The sequence below is a fragment of the Flavobacterium sp. RSP46 genome, from assembly GCF_003984825.1.
In the GTDB taxonomy this organism is placed as follows: domain Bacteria; phylum Bacteroidota; class Bacteroidia; order Flavobacteriales; family Flavobacteriaceae; genus Flavobacterium.
In genome coordinates, this window is record NZ_RYDM01000001.1 from 210,962 (window position 1) to 233,054 (window position 22,093).

Genomic DNA, 22,093 nt, shown 5'->3' on the forward strand with positions numbered 1-22,093 from the left:
TTTTTTTTGGTTTATATTGTTAAATGATTTACTTCAAATGCTCCAACATATCGGCAGTCATCGTTTCTAAATTAAACTCATGTTTCCATCCCCAGTCCTTTCTAGCCTCAGCGTCATCAATACTCGCCGGCCAGCTGTCGGCTATTTTTTGACGGAAGTCTGGCTCATAAGTGATGGTAAATTCAGGAATGTGTTTCTGGATTTCGGCAGCAATCTGCGTTGGTGTAAAGCTCATTGCCGCCAAATTATATGAAGAATGAATTTTTATTTGTTCTACCGGAGCTTGCATAATTTGGATGGTCGCAGCAATGGCATCGTCCATGTACATCATGGGCATTTTTGTTTCGGAAGATAAAAAACATTCGTATGTTTTATCCGAAATCGCCTTGTGAAAAATATCTACCGCATAATCCGTTGTACCGCCACCAGGAGGCGATGACCAGCTAATTAAACCAGGATAACGAATGCTTCTTACATCTACACCAAAAATATTATGGTAGTATTCGCACCATCTTTCGCCAGCTTGTTTACTGATTCCGTACACCGTTGAAGGTTCCATGATTGTGTATTGCGGCGTATTTTCTCTGGGTGTTGTTGGACCAAAAACAGCAATACTCGAAGGCCAGAATATTTTTTTTATTTTTCCGGCTTTCGCCAAATTCAAAACGTGAAATAACGAATTCATATTCAAATCCCAAGCAAAAGCTGGGTTTTTTTCTGCTGTAGCTGATAAAAGTGCTGCCATCAAATAGACCTCGTCAATCTGATGCAATTCCACCAGATGTTCAATTTGATTGAAATCCAAGGCATTTACCACTTCAAATGGACCGGAATTGACAACGTCAATATTTAACTTTCGAATATCCGAAGCAATTACATTTTCTGTTCCGTATATTTTTCGTAATTTTTGGGTAAGTTCCGTTCCTATCTGGCCGCAAGCGCCAATAATTAATATTTTAGTACTCATTTTTGTCTGTTTTAAAAAACAAAGATAACGTTTTCGTAAATAACATAATTTTGATAAAAAATACTGTTAAATTCTTAAAGTTGTAATTAAAAACAAGCTATGTTTCTTAATTTTATAGGTTTTAAATATAAAAACTGCTTTAGGGATATTAGATAGTTATTCCGATGCCGTAATTCGTAATTGTAAATTTACTTTGTAACTTTGCACCTAAATTAATGGCGATTTTTAAACGAGTATAATGGGTTTTCGTTTGCAAAAGTAAGAGCGTATAGCGATTGCATTCAGCCAGTAAAAAACAACAAATTGCCACACATGAAATATAAAACAGCAATCTTCTTTGCTCTTGCTTTGCTCTTGTTTTCCTGTCAGGATAATAATCAAAAACGCCTTTCCGAAAATAAAAAAGAGATGCAGCGAAGAGAAATTATTTTTAAAAACATAGAAAAGGGTTGGGTTTTTTATGATACTCCAGTTACGGAGGCTTCTGAAAAAAGTTTGGCTACTTGGAATGCCTGGCGTATTTTTTTGGCTGAATTAGCGCTGAAACCCAGAAAATCAATTAAAGCGTTCCAACAAAAATCAAAAGCACTTTCTAAAAAAGTAATGGATTTAAACGAAAATATCCCTTATGAATACAGTAAACCTCAAATAAAAAGCAGAATTTCGACCTTAATTACTAAGGTACGATTGTTGGATTTATTTATTAATTTAGATGCTATTCCAGATAAAAAAGTAACGCAGCTAGTGTCAGAAATCAATTTAGAATTGGTTTCGCTTCAAAGACAGATGGACAAAATCATAGAGAAAAGTAAGATTCCCATCGAGGAAGGGGAATCTGAGTTAATGAAAATGATGGATACCACAAGAGCCATTCCCAATACACCTATAATCGACCCAAATATTCCACGCGTTGAGTAAAACAGCCTTATACAATACCTACGATAATTCGCCAAAAACCCAGCAAATCGTTGCTCGTTTATTAGAAAACAAGCAAATCAAAATACAGCTGTCGGGACTTTTGGGCTCCGCACTTTCATTTGTAATTCGATCCGTTTTTAAGAAAGCCGAACTTCCTCTTCTAATTGTTCTAAACAATAAAGAAGAAGCAGCGTATTACTTGAACGATCTGGAACAAATGATTGGCGAACAAGATGTACTCTTTTATCCCGGTTCATTCCGTCGTCCATACGAGATTGAAGATACGGATAATGCGAATGTTTTGCTTCGCGCCGAAGTCCTCAACCGGATCAATTCCCGCAAGAAACCAGCCGTTATTGTCACCTATCCCGAAGCCTTATTCGAGAAAGTGGTCACCCGGAAAGAATTAGATAAAAACACGTTGAAGGTTGCTGTTGGTGACAAAATTTCTATCGATTTTATCAATGAAGTATTGTTCGAATACGAGTTCAAAAGAGTCGATTTTATTACTGAACCCGGAGAATTTTCGGTTCGTGGCGGCATTGTCGACGTCTTTTCGTTTTCGAATGATAATCCGTACCGAATTGAGTTTTTTGGAGATGAAGTGGAGAGCATTCGTACCTTTGATGTTGCGACCCAATTGTCAATGGTACAACAGAAGAAAATTACGATAATCCCTAATGTGGAAAACAAAGTTTTTCAGGAAAACAGAGAAAGTTTCTTGGATTATATTTCAGAGAAAACGGTGATTTTTATCCAGAATACTGAAGATTTTTTAACACAATTAGACAAACAATTTGGCAAAGCCGAAGAAGCTTTCGCAAAATTATCGCAAGAAATAAAGCGGTCATCTCCGGAGCAATTGTTCTTGAATCAAGCCGAATTTATAAAACGAGCCTTGGATTTCTCGATTGTAGAATTGAGTTCAAAACCTATTTTTAGAACCACCAAAAAATTCGAATTTCACATTCAACCACAGCCGTCGTTCAACAAACAATTTGATTTGTTGTTGAATAATCTGAATGAAAATCATTTTAATGGCTATAAAAATCATTTGTTTTGTTCCAATGACGCCCAAGCCAAACGATTTCATGATATTTTCAAAACTTTGGATGAAGCCAATTCCGAGAATATCCGCAAGCAGTATCACACGGTTGTTTTTCCTTTGTATCAAGGATTTGTTGATGAGGAAAACCAAATTACCTGTTACACGGACCATCAGATTTTTGAACGGTATCATAAATTCAACATCAAAAATGGCTATTCTAAAAAACAGAATATTACGTTAAAGGAATTGACAACACTTTCTGTTGGGGATTATGTGACGCATATCGATCACGGAATTGGACGTTTTGGAGGTTTGCAAAAAATACAAGTCGAAGGCAAAACGCAAGAAGCCATCAAGCTCGTGTATGCCGATAATGATATTGTGTATGTGAGTATTCATTCGCTGCACAAAATTTCAAAATACAACGGAAAAGACGGAACGCCACCCAAAATTTACAAATTGGGTTCGAACGCCTGGAAGATTTTAAAACAAAAAACCAAGGCGCGTGTCAAACATATTGCCTTCAATTTGATTCAGTTGTATGCCAAAAGAAGGCTCGAAAAAGGATTTCAGTTTGCGCCCGACAGTTATTTACAAAATGAACTGGAAAGTTCGTTTATTTATGAAGATACGCCGGACCAAACTAAATCAACGGCAGAAGTAAAAGCGGATATGGAAAGTGACCGTCCAATGGATCGCTTGGTTTGTGGTGATGTAGGTTTTGGTAAAACAGAAGTCGCTATTCGAGCGGCTTTCAAAGCTGTGGATAATAGCAAACAAGTGGCGATATTAGTGCCTACAACTATTTTGGCATACCAGCATTACCGTACTTTTACGGAACGATTGAAAGATATGCCAGTTTCCGTTGGCTATTTAAACCGTTTTAGAACTGCCAAACAAAAAGCAGAAACCTTAAAATTACTAGCCGAAGGGAAACTCGATATTGTGATAGGAACACACCAACTGGTCAACAAAAATGTAGTTTTTAAAGACCTTGGATTGTTGATTGTGGATGAGGAACAAAAATTCGGAGTTAATGTAAAAGACAAACTGAAAACCATAGCTGCCAATGTGGATACGCTGACATTGACCGCAACTCCAATACCACGAACATTACAATTTTCGTTGATGGCAGCGCGTGATTTATCCGTAATTACAACACCACCGCCCAACCGGTATCCTATTGAAACCAATGTAGTCGGTTTTAGCGAAGAGTTGATTCGGGATGCGATTTCGTATGAAATTCAGCGTAACGGACAGGTGTTTTTCATCAATAACAGAATAGAAAACATCAAAGAAGTGGCCGGAATGATCCAGCGTTTGGTACCCAATGCCAAAGTTGGAATTGGTCACGGCCAAATGGAAGGACGAAAACTGGAGGAATTAATGTTGGCTTTTATGAACGGAGAATTTGATGTTTTGGTGGCAACGACCATCATCGAAAGCGGTTTGGATGTTCCTAATGCGAACACGATTTTCATCAATAATGCGAATAATTTTGGATTGTCTGATTTACATCAAATGCGCGGTCGTGTAGGACGTAGCAACAAGAAAGCGTTTTGCTATTTTATTTGCCCGCCGTATTCCGCAATGACAGACGATGCTAGAAAACGAATTCAGGCTTTGGAACAATTTAGTGAATTGGGAAGTGGATTTAATATTGCGATGAAAGATCTTGAGATTCGTGGTGCCGGAGATTTATTGGGCGGTGAACAAAGCGGTTTTATCAACGAAATTGGTTTTGATACGTACCAAAAAATTATGAATGAAGCCCTTGATGAATTGAAAGAAAATGAATTCAAGGATTTGTATCCGGAGGAAAATAATTTGGAAACCAAAGAATATGTCAAGGACCTTCAAATCGACACTGATTTTGAGTTATTATTTTCGGATGAATACATCAATAATGTATCGGAACGATTGAGTTTGTACAATGAATTAGGCGCTGTAAAAAACGAAGAAGAACTCATCATTTTCCAAAATAAATTGATTGATCGTTTTGGCCCAATGCCGCCACGTGCCAAAGCATTAATGAACAGTATTCGTATCAAATGGATCGCTACCCGCATTGGAATTGAAAAATTAGTAATGAAACAAGGCAAGATGATTGGGTATTTCATTTCGGATCAACAATCCGATTATTACCAATCGAAACGTTTTAATCAAGTCCTACTGTTTGTGCAAAAAAACAGTTCTATTTGTAAAATGAAAGAAAAACAAACGCCGGCTGGTTTGCGATTACTGTTGACTTTTGACAATGTAAAGAACACCAGGAGAGCTTTGGAATTGATGGAGCTATTGGGCGGGGAATAAGACATTTCTAAAGCTTCCAGCCTTCAAAAGGCTGGAAGCTTTTAAACTTACTCCATAAGCAATCCTTCGATTTCATCCAAATTTGGATTACTAGAATGATAGTATTTAAAATTTCCTAAATCATGAAAATATTCTATTACCTTTTCTCTTTGTAATTTTGTCTTCTTGTTTGAGATAACTGTTCCATAAGAAGTCCAAGGGTATTCTATGATGTGTTCTGCAAACTTATGATGAACCGGATTATTGTGGATATAAAAAACAAGTTTTTGAAAGTAAGTTTCCGAATCAACCACTTTTCGCCTAAAGTTTTTCTCAAATAAACTACCGGTCCTTTTATATCGTTTATTCATCGCTAAAGTATAAGCGTTGAATAAATTAGAAAACTGTTTTGAAGCGCTAACCATTTTTGGTTTATCAGTTGAAGAATATTCTAATTTGGTAACATCAATTTCTTCGGTTTCTTTGATGTAAACTAGAATGTGAAAATGATTTTTCATCAAACACCAAGCGTAAGTTTCTGCTATCGGGTCAATGTATTTCTCGTATAACCTCAAAAAATGTTTGTAGTTTTCAATTTCATGAAATAAATCAATTCCATTATTGCCTCTATTATAAATATGATAATATTTACCGTTTTCAAGAGGAATTGGATTCATAATGTATTTTTTAGTTTTAAAACTTCTTCCCTCTTAAAGCTTCCAGCCTTCAAAAGGCTGGAAGCTTTGTTAATTCTTCAAATCCTTAATTACTTTGAAAGCCACATCTACTTGTTCTTCACTTACTAAAATAGTGAATTCATTAGAAGTCGAAATTACTTCGTTTATGATGATTCCTTCCCAAGCCAAACGCTGGAAAATAAAATAGTAAATCCCAGGAACAACGATGTTTTCTTTCGGTAATTTCACGGTAATCGAAGCCAGATTATCCAGTTTTTGAATTAATTTCTCAGAAGCAAAATGCTTGTCAACCAAATTGTTGATGCTGTTGCTGACCACAATATTTGTTTCATTCACACCTCTGGACGAAGTGTAAAAAATATCCGGCAGCGTATTAATATCGGTAATTAAATCTGCTTGTTTATTTAAAACAGTGTCAGAAGCAGCAAATGTATAATCCGTCAAAGCAGAACGAACGGTAATTTCCCCAATATTTTTAATTACTTTATTGATCTTGTGATTCAGTCTGAAATCCAGTTCTTCAGTGAGTCTTTTTAAAGCCATAACCACTGCGCCTTGTTTTACTTCCTTGCCAAATTCACTTTCTAATTCAGTCATTATATTCCGGGATAATGAGGTCAGATTAATGATCCCTAATGATAACGCATTCAACAAAAATGGCTTTGTTTTGATGTAGTTCTCTACAATGGAAGAAACAGTTTTCATAATTTAATTTTTTTAGTGGTTGTAAATATACGCGTAGTCAGTGTGTACATATAACGCAAATGTAAATAAAAAAACAATTTGTTACAAATATAACATTAAAAAAACGAATTAAAAATGATAAAACGCATCGATAAGATGCTCAATGACATAAGATTTCCCTTCTTTATGTATTGCAATAATGTCAAAACGGACTTCTATATCTAAATTTCTTTCGTTTACAAATGCGTCTACTGCTTTGACAAGGAGCTGGATTTTTTTTGGTTTTACAAAATCTTGTGGTAAGCCAAATTCTAATGAGGAACGCGTTTTGACTTCAACAACAGCAAGTGTGTTTCCTTTTTGGGCGAGAATATCTATTTCGGCTTTTTGGAAGGTCCAATTGGTTTGCAAAATCGTGTAGCCGTCTTTCCGTAGAAATTCGACTGCCATTTCTTCTCCTAGTTTTCCAAGTTCATTATGTGCAGCCATAAAAAAGTTTTCAGTTAATAAACCTGTGAAATTAATTCCTACAATTCAGAATGGTAATTTATAACCAAAAACCCAAAATGATATGTAATATTACAAACAATTATCCTGAGTCTATTTCCGTTTAGTCTCTCCCTCCTTCGGAGGGAGCCGGAGGGAGGATTTCTTTATTCAAAAACTAGTGTGCTGCTTTTCTCGCTGACATTGATCGTTACAGTATTGCCTAAAATTAAGGCTCTGTTATCTTGTATGTGTCCCGCCGGGAAATTATACAAAATAGGAATAGAGTATTTTTTGGTTACATCCTCGATAATTTCGATGGCATTTTTCCCCCACGGAATATCATTATCCTTCATCTTTGTCATCGAACCTACCACAATTCCCTTGACGCTTTCCAGGCAACCATTTCGTTTTAAATTCATCATCATGCGGTCAATGTGATACAAATATTCGTCTAAATCTTCTAGAAACAAGATTTTATCGGAACAATCAATCGCGGAGGGTGAACCCAACAAACTGTATAGAATGGATAAATTCCCACCCACTAATTCTCCGGTAGCTTTCCCGGGTCTATTCATTACAAAAGGCGTTATATTGTAGGATAGTTTTTCACCAAATAAAGCAGTCCGCATAGTTTTTATAGCTTCAGGAGTGGCTCTTGGAGCGGTTATCGGCATGATTCCGTGAATGGATTTGAAACCCATAGTGTTCAAGTGATTGTGTAAAACAGTCACATCACTAAAGCCAATAATCCATTTCGGATTTTTTCTGAACGCAGTAAAATCTAACAAATCAATCATACGCACGGTTCCGTATCCGCCTTTTACGCACCAAATGGCTTTGATGTTTGGATTGTCCAGTTGCTGCTGAAAATCAGTTGCTCGCTGTTCGTCAGTCCCGGCTAATTGGTTGTTGTCTAAACCTATTGTGCTGCCTATGACCACTTCCAGGCCCCAACTGTGCAGCAAATCAATAGCTGGTTTCAAGTTATCATCTGTGTTTTTTCGGGCTGTTGCCAAAATAGCTACGGTATCTCCTTTTTGTAAACTAGGGGGTGTAATCATATTGTATTGGGCTTGACTGTTGAAAGATTGTAACACAAAAATAAGCAATAGCAATTGATATAAAATAGAATAACGGGATGTAAAAGTAAATTGATTTTGATTCATGCGGTATTGCTTTTCTGAGAAATTCTAATGATAAAGGCGTTAAATGACAAAAACAAAGATAGACATTTAGAAAATAATTCTAAGTTCACACTCAAATGACTATTTTTACAATAACCAGATTCTAAAAGGGATCTCAGCAACAGCGGTAAATAAATGATATTTATGAGAATTACGTACTGGATTCCTATTCTTTTTTTATTCTTTCCAATTGCAAAAAATACTGCGCAACCAAAAAAATATGTTATTCATACCGTTGCGTTTTATAATTTTGAAAATCTTTTTGACACCATAAACGATCCGGATACTTTTGACGAAGAGTGGACTCCAAAAGGGTTGCAACGGTGGAATTATGGGAAGTACCAAAAAAAATTAGGAAACTTAGCCCGAGTGTTAGCTGAAATTGGTTCAGCTGAAAACACGGATTCGCCCACATTTATTGGCGGTTGTGAAATAGAAAACAGAGGCGTTTTAGAAGATTTAGTAAAACAGCCCAAACTTATTGATAAAGACTACGGAATCATCCATTTTGATTCACCAGACAAAAGAGGAATTGACGTGGCGCTGTTGTATCAAAAAAAGAAATTTCAGCCCACGAGTTATAGTAACATTCCGTTGTACATTTATAAAGAAGGAACCACCACAAACGAAAATTCTAAAGCCAATTCCGAAGAAAAAACAGATGACGAATTGCAAATAAGCACCAAAAATTATCGGGTTTACACACGAGATCAGCTATTGGTAACCGGATTTCTGGACGGAGAGGAAATCAATATCATAGTCAATCACTGGCCGTCGCGTTCTGGCGGCGAGAAAAAATCAAGTCCGTTCCGGGAAGCCGCTGGAGCATTAAACCGAAAAATAATCGATTCTTTGCAACGCATAAATCCAGAAGCAAAAGTGATTACTTTAGGTGATTTAAATGACGGACCATATAATAAAAGTGTCAAATTTGGGCTTGGCGCCAAAGCAAAAAAAGCAGATGTGCTACCGTTTGGGATTTATAATCCCTTCGAGGAAATGGCCAAGAAAGGATTTGGAACTATCGCATTTCGTGATGCATGGGATGTTTTTGACCAAATAATGGTTTCCGAAACCTTACTGCAATCAGACTATTCTAGCTTTCGGTATTGGAAAGCCGGAATTTACAACAAATCTTTTTTGATACAAACCAGCGGACAATACAAAGGCTATCCGTTGCGGCATTCCCCCACCGAAATAGGATTTAGCGACCATTTTCCCGTGTATATTTATTTGATTAAGGAAAAACGGAACTAAAGTGCTTGTACTTTTGGAGAGAATTAGTAGGTTCTATCATTTAAAATCTTAGTACCTTAGTACCTTAAAAACTTTGACCTTCAGAAAAAATGGCAATTGCAAAACCTTTCAACCTCAATAAATGGATTGACGAAAACCGTCATCTGCTGAAACCACCCGTTGGCAATAAAAATTTATACACGGAATCCGGTGATTATATCGTCATGGTTGTTGCCGGCCCAAATGCCAGGAAAGACTATCATTACAACGAAACTGAAGAATTGTTTTACCAGCTTGAAGGCTCCATCAAAGTGATTATTCAAGAAGATGGGGAACGCAAAGAAATGGAATTACATGCGGGTGATATGTATCTTCATCCTGCTAAAATCCCCCATTCTCCAGTGCGTTCCGAGGGTTCTATAGGACTTGTCATCGAAAGAAAAAGAGCTGGAAAAGGATTCATGGACGGATTACTTTGGTTTTGTGATACTTGTAATCATAAGCTGCACGAGGTCTATTTTGAACTTTATAATATCGAGAAAGATTTTCTGCCTCATTTTGAACAGTTCTATACTTCTACAAAGATGCGAACTTGTGAAAAATGTGGAACCATAATGGAAACCGACACCAGATTTGTAGCCAAAAAATAATTTTAAGTCGCTGCTTAGCATCAGTTCGCTTCCTTCATGTCCCAATATTTCTGAAAATTATATGTTTTTGGCAGCAAAAAACAAAATATTTTTTAGGATAAGAACAGCTCGCGACTTGTCTGTACTACGGAGAAATTGTTTGTATTTTTTGGAGCTATTTCCCGCTATTCGTTGCAATCCACGCCCAAAAGCGTGGGATTTCCACTGCTATCGGGGCTAGGGAATTTGGTATTTTCAGTCACAGCAGAGCCAAAAGCATAAATATTTTTAACATTATGACTTTTGCATAATGTTAAAAATTCCGCTAATCTCATTTGTATAGACTCTTTTATTTTCATAAAGTTAAGATAGTTTATTTTTTTAAAAGATATTTTCTGTTTTATAGATAACAAATCCAGAAAGAGTGGTCTCTTTTATATCTTTGTAACCGTAATTAACAAAGTTTCTACATTATGGCAAAAGGACCCGAAAAAAACACCAAAAATAAGGCGTTGCATACCAAATTGCTCAATCGGAAAAAGACAAAACTTCAAGAAGAAAAAAAAGAAAAAGCCATGCGTTTGAAAGCGTTGGTTACCAAAATGAATCAGAAAAAGCGTAGTGACGAATCTGATGTCAGTTAAATGGTTGCGCTAATCAATCGGTGCTAATCTGTGGCTAAAAAAACATTTCGATTCTTCACTATTTTGCCCGAAATTTGCAACACATATTCAAATACAAAACCTATGGAATTCGGTAGAATAATTATTTCAGAAACAGCAATGAACAGTGGAAATCTCCAAGATGTAATTCACTCTAATATATCGGTAATCAACTTAATGCGTGAGGAAGGCGTGAACGATGATTTGATTCACGAAGATGCCATAATGAGTTATTATTTAGATTATTATACCTCACAATATACCGAAGGAAATTTTGCTCAATTTGTTCACAATTCGGGTTGGGATAAAGAACTAAACGAATTGATCGAAGAAGGTTTGGCTTTGATTGGTACTGAAAAGCACTTGGAATTGTTTCAACAACAATCCAAAAAAGTGAAATTAATGAGCAGTGTCAAGCTGAATAAATTCCTGAAAGGAAAACTCGAAGGCGTAAATCCTACTCGAGATTTGCTTAACAACGACACTTTTTTCGAAATTGAAGAAAACTTGATTACGTTGAATGCTACTTTCTTAAAAACACACCCAGATTTTGAAGTTCTTTCTGTAGATGATATGTTTGCAACCTTAGAAGAATTTGTGGGTCATGAGATTAAAAGGGAGTAGTTATTTTACATAGAAAAAGTACAAATAAACGTGGAGAGAGTTAAAGTATAACGTAGCGAATCTCTGTGTTTTACATTTGTGTTTTTCTATGAAGTAACTTAAAGCATTCCATTCTTAATCTATCAAGACACAATCGCTTTGGTGTGAAATTTATAGTTGTTGTATTCTATTTCTAAGATGTAGATTCCAGATGCCAAGGTATTATCTGGCGAAAATGTTAAGGTATTTCCATATACTTTGAACGATTTTTGGAAGACTTTTGTTCCTTGAATCGTAAACAACTGCACATTTATGTAATCACTTAAACTGTCTTTAAAATTAATATTGATAGTATTGTTTATAATTGGATTTGGATAAACAACAAAAAAGTGCTCATTTTCATAAGAAACGGTGTCTAAAGTTGCAGTTTTGAACAGGGCTAATTTTGTAAAAGTGCCACCCAAAACTTCCGCAGTTTGTGCTTCACTCATACACAACCAATCTTGCATAATCGAAGAATAAATTTGTCTAAAGTCAAATTGCATCGCAATCTGGTCTGAAACGGTTGGGTTTAAAGGTATGTTTGGTGAGGTTCCCATCATTCCTGAAACTGGATTTTGAGCGGTTATAGCACTAGATCCAGTATTCAAGGCGGCTCCAAAGAAAATTACAGGCGCTCCAGATCCATGATCGGTACCAAGGCTACCGTTGCTTTTAATTCTTCGACCAAATTCGCTAAAAGTCATTCCTGTTACTAAATTTGATTTCCCCATAAGCTCTAAATCTTGTTGAAATGCATGTATTGCCTGCGATAAAATACTGAGATTTGTAGCATGAGCACCTTTGGTCTTATCAGCAGCATCCACTTGACCACTGTGTAAATCAGATGTATTAGGGTGATTGACAATGTAAATAGGAGTTTGTAATCCGCCGTTGATTAATTTAGCAACAATTTTTAATTGATCACCTAGTTTATTAGCACTGGGATATGTTGCGGTTTGTGACTGAGCAGTGTTAAAAGCAGTTTGTATTGCAGTGCGATACACATTGCTTTGGTCTTTCATTAAACGTAAAAACGTCAACTCCGTTCCGTAATCAGAATTAGGTGCGGGATCCGTAATTTGATTAATAACGTTCAAAAGTGCATTTGGATCCGGAGCATTATAACCCATATTAATAGTAGGTCCTTGTAAAGAAAAAGGCAAAGTAGAACCTATTTGAATAGCCAATGGATCAGGCATGGCGCTATTAGGATAACCAATAGGGAAATTAGGATATATGGTATCTAGCGATCGTCCTAGCCAGCCATCATCAAGGGTTTGATTGCTATTAGAAGCTGTAAACCAAATATCAGTTGCTCTAAAATGACTGAAACTTGGATTGGGATAGGAAACCCCTTGAATAATCATTAATTTGCCATTATCATGCAAAGTTTTCATTTCAGACATTGCAGGGTGTATGCCAGTAGTGGTATTATTGGCCAGTGGCAGAACAGAATTTTGGTTCATCAATATATTCGAACGTGCGTTATTTAAATTTGTCCATTTATCTAAAGGGAAAACGGTATTTAACCCATCGTTACCGCCATTCATTTGAATGATAACCAAAATTTTTCCGCAATTTACCGCTGCGTTTGCCAAAACATCTAATGCATTACTTTCAATTGAAGCTGACGCCATTACAGGAATTCCATTCAAAGCTAAAGGGATGGAGGCTAATGCACTTGTTTTTATAAAACTTCTTCTTTTCATAACTTCAAAAGATTACATTAATTGGTATTCAGCAAGTTGAGTAAGAGTCACAAGCAAGGATTTAAGTCGAGATTTCACAATGTTTCTATTGGTTGTATTTGACGTGTCATTTAGGTAAAGTGTCCAAGCTGAGGTCCAGTAATCATTGCTTGTTTGATTGGAAAGTAGCGATTGAATTTTTATTTGCTCTTTTTGTGTACTACTAATATCAATGGGCAGTAAGTACTGTATAGATTCAGCAACTAATAAATCTGGATTAGCACAAATAGCAGGACTAAATTGTTGAATAAAACCTATTATATCTACTTCTATCCGAGTTGTGAGCAAGTTGTAAGTAAGATTGTAACCGTTGAAAATTTTATTTAAGAAATCGAATCTTTTTTGAGTGGTACTGGAATTGATCCAATATTCATGAAAAGACGGATTTTGATAAAAAGCAACCCAACCGGAAACATTTGGAATTTTCCCCATAGTTTGTTCTAAACCGCTCAAAACAGTATTGTTGAAGTAATTCCAAACTCTGTATTGCGCTTCAAAATTAGTTGCGTCTGTAACCGTATAATTCAAGTTAAAAGTCCGCAAACTACCAATGACCAGATCAAAAGGCGATTTAATGTAAACGCCTCTATTGGCCATATCATAAAAATGTTGGCTTTTGAAAAGTTGGTTTAATACCGGTGCGATTTCCCAATTGTTAGCTACAAATGTTTGTGCTAATGGTTTAATGATGTTTGACTCTATTGTGGCATCGATATCGTAATAGATAAAATAGCGATATAATCGGCGGCAAATATATTCTGAAACTACTTGTGATTTAGTGAAAATCATATCAATCAAAGCATCTAACTCTGAAGCACCAGCATTGCTAATAACGATATTGTTAAAAAACGAGGAGAACTGCTTATTGCTCGTATCATGAAAATTGGTGTCAAAATTAGTGCTGGGTGTTGCTGTATTTAAATTTACAACTCTCCATCCTGTTAAAACTTTTGCTGCTTGTAACACATCAGCTTCAGTATACTGGCTTAATGGGTCTTTTCCTAGAGTAAAAAGCTCCATAAGCTCTCGTGCAAAATTCTCGTCTGGAGATGTTTTTGTGTTGGCTTGATTATTTAAATAGTACATCATAGCGGGCTGTGTAGCCATTTTTCTGATCAGTGTTTTGTAATTTCCAAGCGGATTATCTCGAAACATTTTCATGTAGGAGTACAATATGCGACATGAATTACTGCCCGCATACGAAAATGGTGTACTGCGTACGGTGTCAAAATCTACTGGAATAAAATGATACCAAAACCAAGTCATTTTTTCCTTAATAGTCAAATTTTGATTACAAGCTAAACCAAAATTCCACTGTGATAATGAATCTATTCTTCTCGAGTTAGTGGTATTGGTTCCCGCAGGCAATGGGTCATTTGTCCAGTCAGCTCCGTAGGGCAAGTTGCTCTCATCTGGAGAATAATTATTGTATGAATTTACGGGAGGCGCAGGCGCAGTAGTGCTGATGTTCAACACGGCATTGACTGCATTTGTCATATTTAAAGCGAGTAACACATCAACATCGGCTTTTCTAAAACCATAACCAGTACGTTTTAGCAAATGCAGTACTTCTTGCTTGCCCCAACTACCGCTGTAGGGATTTAATCCACTGTTAACAGGAACTACTCTATCGGTAAAAGCCGATTTTGTAGCGCTTTTAACGCTTTGATATCTTCTGCCTGTAAATATTTTTCGGGAATATTTTTCAAATAATGGATCTTTGGTATCCTGATTAATTTTTAATTTATTTAGTATTAAATTAAATAAATTTCTACGGTTAATAGTATTACTCATAACGATTTCAAATTTGATTTGTACAATCGACTCCCTACTACTTTATTATTTTCTAATAAGTAAAAATAGCTACTCAAAATTATGTTTTTTTACAATACGTTCAACGTGCTATAAATGTTGTACTTAAATAATGTATTGTTCAAATTGCTGCAAAAATTTATAATCGGGTCATTAAAACTACACAAAAAACTTTCTCGATTATTTATTTTATTTAAATCTATAGGCGCGCAAAAAATGGCGGTGCAATTCCCCTTTTTAATTCGATTTTTGATAAAATTTTTATCTCATACTACCAAACATTTCCCTAAATTTGCTTCCATTAATATATAAGTTAGCGTTAAAAAAATCAAGCTATGTTACAAATCGCATTTATTAGAGAGAATCAGGAAAAAGTAATCACCGCTTTGGCAAAGAGAAATATCGATGCTACAAGTGTTGTTGAAGAAGTGGTACAACTGGATGAAAAACGTCGCGCTACGCAAGTGGAGCTAGACAGCATTTTATCCGAATCTAATAAATTATCCAAGGATATTGGCGAATTGATGAAAGCGGGAGAGAAATCTAAAGCCGCAATCTTAAAAGAAAAAACTGTTTTAAATAAAGAGAAAAGCAAGAAATTAGCCGAAACTGCTGATGCACTTGCCGCTGAACTTTTAGAAAAATTATATACCTTACCCAATCTTCCTGCTGATATTGTTCCTATTGGAAAAACACCGGAGGAAAACCTGAACGTTTTTGAAGAAGGGGAAATCCCAGTTTTGCATGAAGGCGCGCAACCACACTGGGAATTGGTAAAAAAATACGACATTATCGATTTTGAATTGGGAGTAAAAATCACAGGCGCAGGATTTCCGGTTTATAAAGGAAAAGGAGCAAAATTACAACGTGCTTTGATCAATTATTTTCTGGACAAAAATACCGCTGCAGGATATAACGAAGTTCAGGTGCCACACATGGTAAACGAAGCATCTGCTTATGGAACGGGACAATTGCCCGACAAAGAAGGGCAAATGTACCATGATAAAACCGATGATTTATACTTAATTCCAACTGCTGAGGTTCCAGTAACGAATTTGTTTCGGGATGTAATTTTAAACGAAAGTGAATTACCGGTTTTGACTACGGCTTACACGCCTTGTTTTCGTCGTGAAGCAGGTTCTTATGGTGCGCACGTACGTGGATTGAACCGTTTACATCAATTTGACAAAGTCGAGATTGTTCGTGTAGAGCATCCCGATAAATCGTATGCAGCCTTGGACGGAATGGTGGAGCATGTAAAAAGTATTTTGCAGGAATTGAAATTACCCTACAGAATATTGCGTCTTTGTGGCGGCGATATGGGATTCACAGCAGCGTTAACCTATGATTTCGAAGTGTTTTCTACTGCACAAGACCGTTGGTTAGAAATCAGTTCGGTTTCTAATTTTGAGACTTTTCAAGCAAATCGGTTGAAATTACGTTTTAGAGATAAAGATGGAAAAAATCAATTAGCACACACCTTAAACGGAAGTTCATTGGCTTTGCCAAGAGTTTTGGCAGCACTTTTAGAAAATTACCAAACTCCGGAAGGAATCGTAATTCCTGAGGTTTTGCGTGCGTATTGCGGATTTGATAGTATCAATTAGTTAAAACACTACTGAAAAATATTTTGTTGATGAAAAAGATTACGGTGTTCTGTGGCTCCAGTTTTGGGAATGAAAAAAATTATGAGGTTCAAGCGATAGTACTGGGACAGGTAATGGCTAAGAAGAACATTGATTTGGTTTACGGTGGCGCAAAAGTGGGTTTAATGGGTGCGGTTGCTGACGGTGTTTTGAGTGAAAACGGAAAAGTATTTGGTGTTTTACCCCGTTTTTTGATGTCTAAGGAAGTGGCTCACGATAATTTGACCGAGTTAATCATTGTGGAAAGTATGCACGAAAGAAAAACCAGAATGAATGAATTAAGCGATGGCGTAATTGCATTGCCTGGTGGATTTGGAACTTTAGAGGAGTTTTTCGAAATGCTCACGTGGGGGCAACTCGGACTTCATAAGAAACCTATTGGGATTTTAAACGTTGATGGATTTTATGATTTATTATTGCAATTTATCCAAAAAATGGTTGATAACGGTTTTTTAAAAGAAATCAATCAAAAGATGATTTTGGTTAGTGATAATGCGGAAGAATTGCTGAACAAAATGGAAAATTACACCGCACCGGAAGTTAGAAAATGGATTAAAAAGGGAAATGAATAAAGACACGAACGTGTATTCCAACACCTAATCTGAATTAGAAAAACAGATAAAAAATGAAAAAAATCGTTCTCTTAATACACCTGTTTTTATCGTTATTTGCTTTCGCCCAAAACGAACAATTGGCACAGTATTATTATGATAAGGGCGATTTTGAAAAAGCCAAAATCAGTTATGAAGAATTACTGCAAGAGATTCCATTAAACTCTCAGTATTTTTTAAGAATAATCGATTGTTCACAGCAATTGCAAGAGTTTGAAAGTGCCGAAAAAGCCATTCAAGAACGACTTGACAAGTACAATCAAGGAAATCTTCTGGTAGAATTAGGATATAATTTTCAGTTGCAAAAAAATGATGATAAAGCCAAGATGTACTACGATCAGGCATTAGACCGCATCAGAAAAAATCCAAATCAAGTGTACGGAATTTCAAACACTTTTGAGCGAAAAGTGCTACTCGAATACGCGCTGAAATCCTACCAAATCGCAGTAGAATTAGAGCCTAATTTTAATTTCAATTATCAAATAGGATTGCTTTACGGTCAATTGTCTAATATAGAAATGATGATTTCCACTTTTCTGGATGAAGCGTTTGCTAATCCTCAAAACTCCATTCGAATCCAAAATCAACTGGTTCGTTTTATGGCTGATGAAGGCGATGCAAATTTCAATGAATTGTTGCGTAAAGCTTTAATTGTAAGGACGCAGAAAAATCAAGACATTTTTTGGAACCATTATCTGAGTTGGTTTTATGTGCAGGAAAAGGAATTTGGGAAAGCATTTATTCAGCAAAAAGCCATTTATAAACGCAATCCGGAATCGCTAGCTACGATTGTAAATTTAGGGCAACTGGCAATTGAAGAAGAGAATGAGGAAGCGGCAAAGGAAATTTTAGGGTTTGTATTGCAAAACACACTAGATTTAGAATTGCTGATCCAAGCGAATTCGTATTTGATTGCGATGAAAATTGAAAAAGCAACCGAAAAAGACTTTGCCGCGATCAGCAAAGAATTAGACGGTTTGATGAAACAATTTGAAATAAGTCCTTTTACCTTATCTTTGCAGCTGATTCAGGCACATTTCACGGCATTTAAGTTAAAAAAACCGGAGGAAGGAAAGGCAATAATCAAGAGAGCGCTGGAATTGCAATTGAATGATTATCAGGTGGCTGATGCCAAAATGGAACTGGCAGATATTTTGTTGTACGAAGAAAAATTCAATCAGGCGTTGATCTATTATTCGCAGATTGAATTGGACTTGAAGAATGATGTAATGGCGCATGAAGCCAGTTTGAAAGCCGCAAAAACGAGTTATTTTAAAGCTGATTTTGCTTGGGCGTTGAAACAATTTAAGGAATTGAAATCAGCCAATACACAGTTGATTGCGAATGATGCTTTGGAATATTTTCTGTTAATCAATGACAATACGGTCGTTGATTCGACACAAACGGCTTTGAAACAATTTGCCAAAGGAGATTATCTGTTGTATCAAAATAGGAATCAGGAAGCGATAACGCAGTTTCTATCGATTTTAAAAAATCATAAAGGTCAGCAAATAGAAGCCGTGACGTTGTTGCGTTTGGGAAATATTTACGAAGAAACGGGCGATTTTACTTTGGCTTTAAGCCAATACCAAACGATTATGGATCAGTATAGCGATGGGATTTACATAGACGAAGCGCTGTATTTTTCGGCAGAGATATATAAAAAAGAACTGCTATTGCCTGATAAAGCGAAACCTTTGTATGAGAAGATTATTTTTAATCTTCAGGATAGTATTTATTTTGTGGAAGCCAGAAAGAAATTCAGGCAATTGAGGGGAGATACTAATTTATAAAAAAGTTTAACTGTTTAATCGATTAACCAGTTAACCAATTAAACAAAAAAATGATATTATACAACGTCACCACAAACATACATGAAAGCGTTCACGATCAATGGATGATCTGGATGCAACACAAGCACATTCCAGAAATTCTGGCTACAGGAAAATTCTCTTCGGCAAGAATGGTACGGGTTTTAATTGAAGAAGAAATGGGCGGAGTTACCTATTCCGTTCAATATGTGACGGACAGCAAAGACACTTTGGAGAAATATTATCTGGAGGACGCACCGGCTTTTCGTGAAGAAGGAGCGAAGCTGTTTGGAGACAAAATGCTGGCGTTTAGAACGGAATTAGAATTGATTGCGGATTATTAAAAAAGTGTTCAGTGTTCGTCTTTTTAGTGTTCAGTTTGGGAATAATAAATCTTGAAGTGGGAAATTACGATATTAAGTTCAAATTGTAAAAGTAAATATAATTGGAGGTCGCAATTTGCGACCTCCAATTCTGAAAAGATGGGTTTGCGATATGCTCCGATGGCTTTTACAGAACACGGCGTATTAATGTTATTGAGTGTTTTGAATAGTGAAAAAGCAATTCAAACCAATATTCAGATAATGCGGATATTTACAAAAACGAGGCAAATGCTCTCCGATAATTCGGATTTACGTATTGATTTTGAAACAATGAAAAAGAAAATTGAAAATCAGGGAAAAAACATAGAACTCGTTTTTCAATATGTAGATGAACTTATGGAAAAGAAAGAAATCATTCCAGAACGAGGAAAAATAGGATATAAGAAGTAGTTGCAATATTGATTTTGCGATAGTTTTCTGGATATTTAATACAATACAGTAGTGCCTTAGGGGCAAAATAAACCTAACAATAAAGTGAGATTGCTTCGTGCCTCGCAAAGACAAACATGGAAAAAGTAAAAGCAAAAAAACACCTCGGACAACACTTCTTGAAAGACGAAAGTATTGCCAAAGACATTGCAGATACATTGAACTTAGAAGGGTATGATGATGTACTGGAGATAGGACCAGGAATGGGCGTTTTGACAAAATATTTGTTGGATAAACCGGTGAACACCTACGTTATTGAAATCGATGCGGAATCAGTGACGTATTTAGACGAAAATTATCCAAAATTAAAAGATAAAATTATTTCTAAAGATTTCCTAAAATACAACATTAACGAAGTTTTTGAAGGAAAGCAGTTCGCAATCATTGGGAATTTCCCGTATAACATTTCGACACAAATTGTTTTTAAAACATTGGAATATCGCCACCAAATTCCGGAATTTGCCGGAATGTTCCAGAAAGAAGTGGCGCAACGCATTTGTGAAAAAAAGGGAACAAAAGCGTATGGAATACTGTCGGTTTTGGTACAGGCTTTTTATGATGCCGAGTATTTATTTACGGTAGACGAACATGTTTTTATTCCACCGCCAAAGGTAAAATCAGGTGTTTTACGTTTGCGCAGAAAAAAAGATTACAGCTTGCCATGTGGTGAAAAATTGTTTTTTACGGTAGTGAAAACTGCTTTTCAGCAGAGACGTAAAACGTTACGAAATAGTTTAAAAACCTTAAATTTGTCGGATAGTTTGAGAGAGGATGAAATTTTCAACCTTCGACCAGAACAATTAAATGTAGCACAGTTTATAGCACTCACCCAAAAAATAGAAGCCGATGGAGTTTAAAATCAGCAAAGGATTAATTCAGGAATTAGAGCAACTCATTCAAAACAAAAACGACCAGCAACTGGAAGTATTATTGAATGATATGCACCATGCTGATATTGCTGAAATTCTCGATGAGCTTGATTTTAATGAAGCGACCTATATTTTTAAAGTATTAGACAGTGAAAAAACTGCTGAAATTCTTCTGGAACTAGAAGATGATTTGCGGGAAAATATATTAAGCAGGCTTTCGCCAAAAGAAATTGCAGAAGAGTTAGATGAGCTGGAAACCAATGATGCAGCTGATATTATAGCGGAGCTTTCACAAGATTTGAAAGCCGAAGTAATATCAGAACTTCAGGATGTAGAACATGCCAAAGATATTGTTGACTTATTGCGCTATGACGAAGATACCGCCGGTGGAATCATGCACAAGGAATTGGTAAAAGTCAATGAAAATTGGAATGTGCTTACCTGTGTCAAAGAAATGCGCATTCAGGCCGAAAATATCTCCAGAGTCCATTCGATTTATGTGGTGGATGATGAAGACCGATTGAAAGGGCGTTTATCCCTCAAGGATTTATTGACCACTTCTTCCAGAACCCCAATTAATGATGTGTACATCCGGAAATTAAACTCCGTAAAAGTAGATACAGAAGATGTTGAGGTAGCCCGAATTATGCAGAAATATGATTTAGAAGCTATTCCTGTTGTAGATGAATTAGGAAGGTTAGTGGGTCGAATCACTATTGATGACATTGTGGATGTAATCAAGGATGAAGCCGATCAGGATTACCAGTTGGCTGCAGGTATCTCGCAAGATGTTGAGGCAGATGACAGCATATTTGAACATACAAAAGCACGGTTGCCTTGGTTAGTTTTGGCTCTTTTAGGCGGTTTTATCTCCGTAAAAGTGTTGGGATTGTTTGAAGGCGCAATGCTGCAACATGGTAATTTATTCTTTTTCACGCCCCTTATTGCTGCGATGGCAGGAAATGTCGGTGTACAATCCTCGGCAATTATTGTACAGGGTTTGGCTAATAATACGTTGAGCGGATCGCTATTTAATAGATTAGTTAAGGAAGTCTCCCTAAGTTTATTAAATGGATTGATTCTGGCTACAATATTATTTTTAGGAAGTCATTTTCTATTGGATGTTGAAATGATAATTGGCGTTATTATCTGCGTAGCATTAATTTCAGTAATTATTATTGCTTCATTAATAGGGACTTTTATCCCGTTATTGCTGGATAAATTTGGTATTGATCCCGCATTGGCAACTGGTCCGTTTATTACAACCAGTAATGATATTTGTGGCATTTTGATTTATTTTTCGATAGCAAAAATGATTTTAGGGTTTTAAGA

20 protein-coding genes are annotated in these 22,093 nt (G+C 36.2%); 13 read left to right on the forward strand and 7 right to left on the reverse strand.

Annotated features, from left to right (window positions below; all coding sequences use genetic code 11):
• Nucleotides 1-28: 28 nt before the first annotated feature.
• Complete coding sequence (locus tag EKM01_RS00965) at nt 29-967, reverse strand: L-threonine 3-dehydrogenase (protein ID WP_126457859.1); 939 nt, start codon at nt 965-967, stop codon at nt 29-31.
• 312 nt (nt 968-1,279) lie between these two features.
• On the opposite strand from EKM01_RS00965, the gene EKM01_RS00970 reads away from it, so the two are divergent.
• The gene (locus EKM01_RS00970; protein WP_126563506.1) at nt 1,280-1,885 is read left to right on the forward strand and encodes a hypothetical protein; all 606 of its coding nucleotides are present in this window, start codon (nt 1,280-1,282) and stop codon (nt 1,883-1,885) included.
• The gene (gene mfd / locus EKM01_RS00975; RefSeq protein ID WP_126766298.1) at nt 1,878-5,246 is read left to right on the forward strand and encodes a transcription-repair coupling factor; all 3,369 of its coding nucleotides are present in this window, start codon (nt 1,878-1,880) and stop codon (nt 5,244-5,246) included. Before EKM01_RS00970 ends, mfd begins: the two co-directional genes overlap by 8 nt.
• 47 nt (nt 5,247-5,293) lie before the next feature.
• Here mfd and EKM01_RS00980 read toward each other — a convergent pair whose 3' ends face one another.
• The 4 genes from EKM01_RS00980 to EKM01_RS00995 form a co-directional block, all read right to left on the reverse strand.
• Entirely contained in the window at nt 5,294-5,902 is a 609-nt protein-coding gene (locus EKM01_RS00980) for a hypothetical protein (protein ID WP_126457866.1), read from the reverse strand.
• 69 nt (nt 5,903-5,971) lie between these two features.
• Nucleotides 5,972-6,628 carry an aspartate kinase gene (locus EKM01_RS00985; RefSeq protein ID WP_126451909.1) on the reverse strand — a complete coding sequence of 219 codons (657 nt, stop codon included), beginning with the start codon at nt 6,626-6,628 and terminating at the stop codon, nt 5,972-5,974.
• A 108-nt stretch (nt 6,629-6,736) separates the two neighbouring features.
• Nucleotides 6,737-7,096 carry a YraN family protein gene (locus EKM01_RS00990; protein WP_126739686.1) on the reverse strand — a complete coding sequence of 120 codons (360 nt, stop codon included), beginning with the start codon at nt 7,094-7,096 and terminating at the stop codon, nt 6,737-6,739.
• Nucleotides 7,097-7,260: 164 nt separating this feature from the next.
• Entirely contained in the window at nt 7,261-8,262 is a 1,002-nt protein-coding gene (locus EKM01_RS00995; RefSeq protein ID WP_126457871.1) for an LD-carboxypeptidase, read from the reverse strand.
• Between the two features lie 162 nt (nt 8,263-8,424).
• On the opposite strand from EKM01_RS00995, the gene EKM01_RS01000 reads away from it, so the two are divergent.
• The 4 genes from EKM01_RS01000 (at nt 8,425) to EKM01_RS01010 (ending at nt 11,431) form a co-directional block, all read left to right on the forward strand.
• Nucleotides 8,425-9,537: an endonuclease/exonuclease/phosphatase family protein gene (locus tag EKM01_RS01000; RefSeq protein WP_126567873.1), complete on the forward strand. Its 1,113-nt coding sequence runs from the start codon at nt 8,425-8,427 to the stop codon at nt 9,535-9,537.
• An 89-nt stretch (nt 9,538-9,626) separates the two neighbouring features.
• The gene (locus EKM01_RS01005; RefSeq protein ID WP_126561328.1) at nt 9,627-10,166 is read left to right on the forward strand and encodes a 3-hydroxyanthranilate 3,4-dioxygenase; all 540 of its coding nucleotides are present in this window, start codon (nt 9,627-9,629) and stop codon (nt 10,164-10,166) included.
• Nucleotides 10,167-10,618: 452 nt separating this feature from the next.
• Entirely contained in the window at nt 10,619-10,789 is a 171-nt protein-coding gene (locus EKM01_RS14615) for a hypothetical protein (RefSeq protein ID WP_199734592.1), read from the forward strand.
• Nucleotides 10,790-10,891: 102 nt separating this feature from the next.
• Complete coding sequence (locus tag EKM01_RS01010; protein WP_126552947.1) at nt 10,892-11,431, forward strand: DUF4375 domain-containing protein; 540 nt, start codon at nt 10,892-10,894, stop codon at nt 11,429-11,431.
• A gap of 122 nt (nt 11,432-11,553) precedes the next feature.
• Here EKM01_RS01010 and EKM01_RS01015 read toward each other — a convergent pair whose 3' ends face one another.
• Both EKM01_RS01015 and EKM01_RS01020 read right to left on the reverse strand, forming a co-directional pair.
• Nucleotides 11,554-13,161 (reverse strand): DUF1501 domain-containing protein, encoded by a 1,608-nt coding sequence (locus EKM01_RS01015; RefSeq protein WP_126766303.1) that lies wholly within the window; start codon nt 13,159-13,161, stop codon nt 11,554-11,556.
• Nucleotides 13,162-13,173: 12 nt separating this feature from the next.
• Nucleotides 13,174-14,994 carry a DUF1800 family protein gene (locus EKM01_RS01020; RefSeq protein WP_126457884.1) on the reverse strand — a complete coding sequence of 607 codons (1,821 nt, stop codon included), beginning with the start codon at nt 14,992-14,994 and terminating at the stop codon, nt 13,174-13,176.
• Between the two features lie 353 nt (nt 14,995-15,347).
• On the opposite strand from EKM01_RS01020, the gene serS reads away from it, so the two are divergent.
• The 7 genes from serS to mgtE all read left to right on the forward strand — a co-directional run bounded on the left by serS (nt 15,348) and on the right by mgtE (nt 22,091).
• Nucleotides 15,348-16,619, forward strand: a complete 1,272-nt coding sequence (gene serS / locus EKM01_RS01025) for a serine--tRNA ligase (RefSeq protein ID WP_126739682.1) — start codon at nt 15,348-15,350, stop codon at nt 16,617-16,619.
• A 29-nt stretch (nt 16,620-16,648) separates the two neighbouring features.
• Nucleotides 16,649-17,230: a TIGR00730 family Rossman fold protein gene (locus EKM01_RS01030; protein WP_126766308.1), complete on the forward strand. Its 582-nt coding sequence runs from the start codon at nt 16,649-16,651 to the stop codon at nt 17,228-17,230.
• A 53-nt stretch (nt 17,231-17,283) separates the two neighbouring features.
• Nucleotides 17,284-19,062, forward strand: a complete 1,779-nt coding sequence (locus EKM01_RS01035; RefSeq protein ID WP_126766312.1) for a tetratricopeptide repeat protein — start codon at nt 17,284-17,286, stop codon at nt 19,060-19,062.
• Nucleotides 19,063-19,112: 50 nt separating this feature from the next.
• Nucleotides 19,113-19,424: a DUF4286 family protein gene (locus EKM01_RS01040; RefSeq protein WP_126451918.1), complete on the forward strand. Its 312-nt coding sequence runs from the start codon at nt 19,113-19,115 to the stop codon at nt 19,422-19,424.
• Nucleotides 19,425-19,562: 138 nt separating this feature from the next.
• On the forward strand, nt 19,563-19,853 hold the full coding sequence (locus EKM01_RS01045) for a hypothetical protein (RefSeq protein WP_126766315.1): 291 nt from the start codon (nt 19,563-19,565) through the stop codon (nt 19,851-19,853).
• A gap of 116 nt (nt 19,854-19,969) precedes the next feature.
• Nucleotides 19,970-20,749, forward strand: coding sequence for a 16S rRNA (adenine(1518)-N(6)/adenine(1519)-N(6))-dimethyltransferase RsmA (gene rsmA, locus EKM01_RS01050; protein ID WP_126457893.1), 780 nt, complete (start codon nt 19,970-19,972; stop codon nt 20,747-20,749).
• Nucleotides 20,739-22,091 (forward strand): magnesium transporter, encoded by a 1,353-nt coding sequence (gene mgtE / locus EKM01_RS01055; RefSeq protein ID WP_126552959.1) that lies wholly within the window; start codon nt 20,739-20,741, stop codon nt 22,089-22,091. The genes rsmA and mgtE overlap by 11 nt, the downstream gene beginning before the upstream one ends.
• The last annotated feature ends 2 nt before the right edge of the window (nt 22,092-22,093 follow it).

Excerpts from the sequence above, each read along its gene's own strand:
- serS (WP_126739682.1), top strand. The coding sequence starts at position 15,348 with ATGTTACAAATCGCATTTATTAGAGAGAATCAGGAAAAAGTAATCACC.
- EKM01_RS00990 (WP_126739686.1), bottom strand. The coding sequence starts at position 7,096 with ATGGCTGCACATAATGAACTTGGAAAACTAGGAGAAGAAATGGCAGTC.
- EKM01_RS01020 (WP_126457884.1), bottom strand. The coding sequence starts at position 14,994 with ATGAGTAATACTATTAACCGTAGAAATTTATTTAATTTAATACTAAAT.
- EKM01_RS00995 (WP_126457871.1), bottom strand. The coding sequence starts at position 8,262 with ATGAATCAAAATCAATTTACTTTTACATCCCGTTATTCTATTTTATAT.
- EKM01_RS00965 (WP_126457859.1), bottom strand. The coding sequence starts at position 967 with ATGAGTACTAAAATATTAATTATTGGCGCTTGCGGCCAGATAGGAACG.
- EKM01_RS01040 (WP_126451918.1), top strand. The coding sequence starts at position 19,113 with ATGATATTATACAACGTCACCACAAACATACATGAAAGCGTTCACGAT.
- EKM01_RS01010 (WP_126552947.1), top strand. The coding sequence starts at position 10,892 with ATGGAATTCGGTAGAATAATTATTTCAGAAACAGCAATGAACAGTGGA.
- EKM01_RS00980 (WP_126457866.1), bottom strand. The coding sequence starts at position 5,902 with ATGAATCCAATTCCTCTTGAAAACGGTAAATATTATCATATTTATAAT.
- EKM01_RS01000 (WP_126567873.1), top strand. The coding sequence starts at position 8,425 with ATGAGAATTACGTACTGGATTCCTATTCTTTTTTTATTCTTTCCAATT.
- EKM01_RS00985 (WP_126451909.1), bottom strand. The coding sequence starts at position 6,628 with ATGAAAACTGTTTCTTCCATTGTAGAGAACTACATCAAAACAAAGCCA.
- EKM01_RS00970 (WP_126563506.1), top strand. The coding sequence starts at position 1,280 with ATGAAATATAAAACAGCAATCTTCTTTGCTCTTGCTTTGCTCTTGTTT.
- EKM01_RS01030 (WP_126766308.1), top strand. The coding sequence starts at position 16,649 with ATGAAAAAGATTACGGTGTTCTGTGGCTCCAGTTTTGGGAATGAAAAA.
- rsmA (WP_126457893.1), top strand. The coding sequence starts at position 19,970 with ATGGAAAAAGTAAAAGCAAAAAAACACCTCGGACAACACTTCTTGAAA.
- EKM01_RS01005 (WP_126561328.1), top strand. The coding sequence starts at position 9,627 with ATGGCAATTGCAAAACCTTTCAACCTCAATAAATGGATTGACGAAAAC.
- EKM01_RS14615 (WP_199734592.1), top strand. The coding sequence starts at position 10,619 with ATGGCAAAAGGACCCGAAAAAAACACCAAAAATAAGGCGTTGCATACC.
- EKM01_RS01035 (WP_126766312.1), top strand. The coding sequence starts at position 17,284 with ATGAAAAAAATCGTTCTCTTAATACACCTGTTTTTATCGTTATTTGCT.
- EKM01_RS01045 (WP_126766315.1), top strand. The coding sequence starts at position 19,563 with ATGGGTTTGCGATATGCTCCGATGGCTTTTACAGAACACGGCGTATTA.
- mgtE (WP_126552959.1), top strand. The coding sequence starts at position 20,739 with ATGGAGTTTAAAATCAGCAAAGGATTAATTCAGGAATTAGAGCAACTC.
- EKM01_RS01015 (WP_126766303.1), bottom strand. The coding sequence starts at position 13,161 with ATGAAAAGAAGAAGTTTTATAAAAACAAGTGCATTAGCCTCCATCCCT.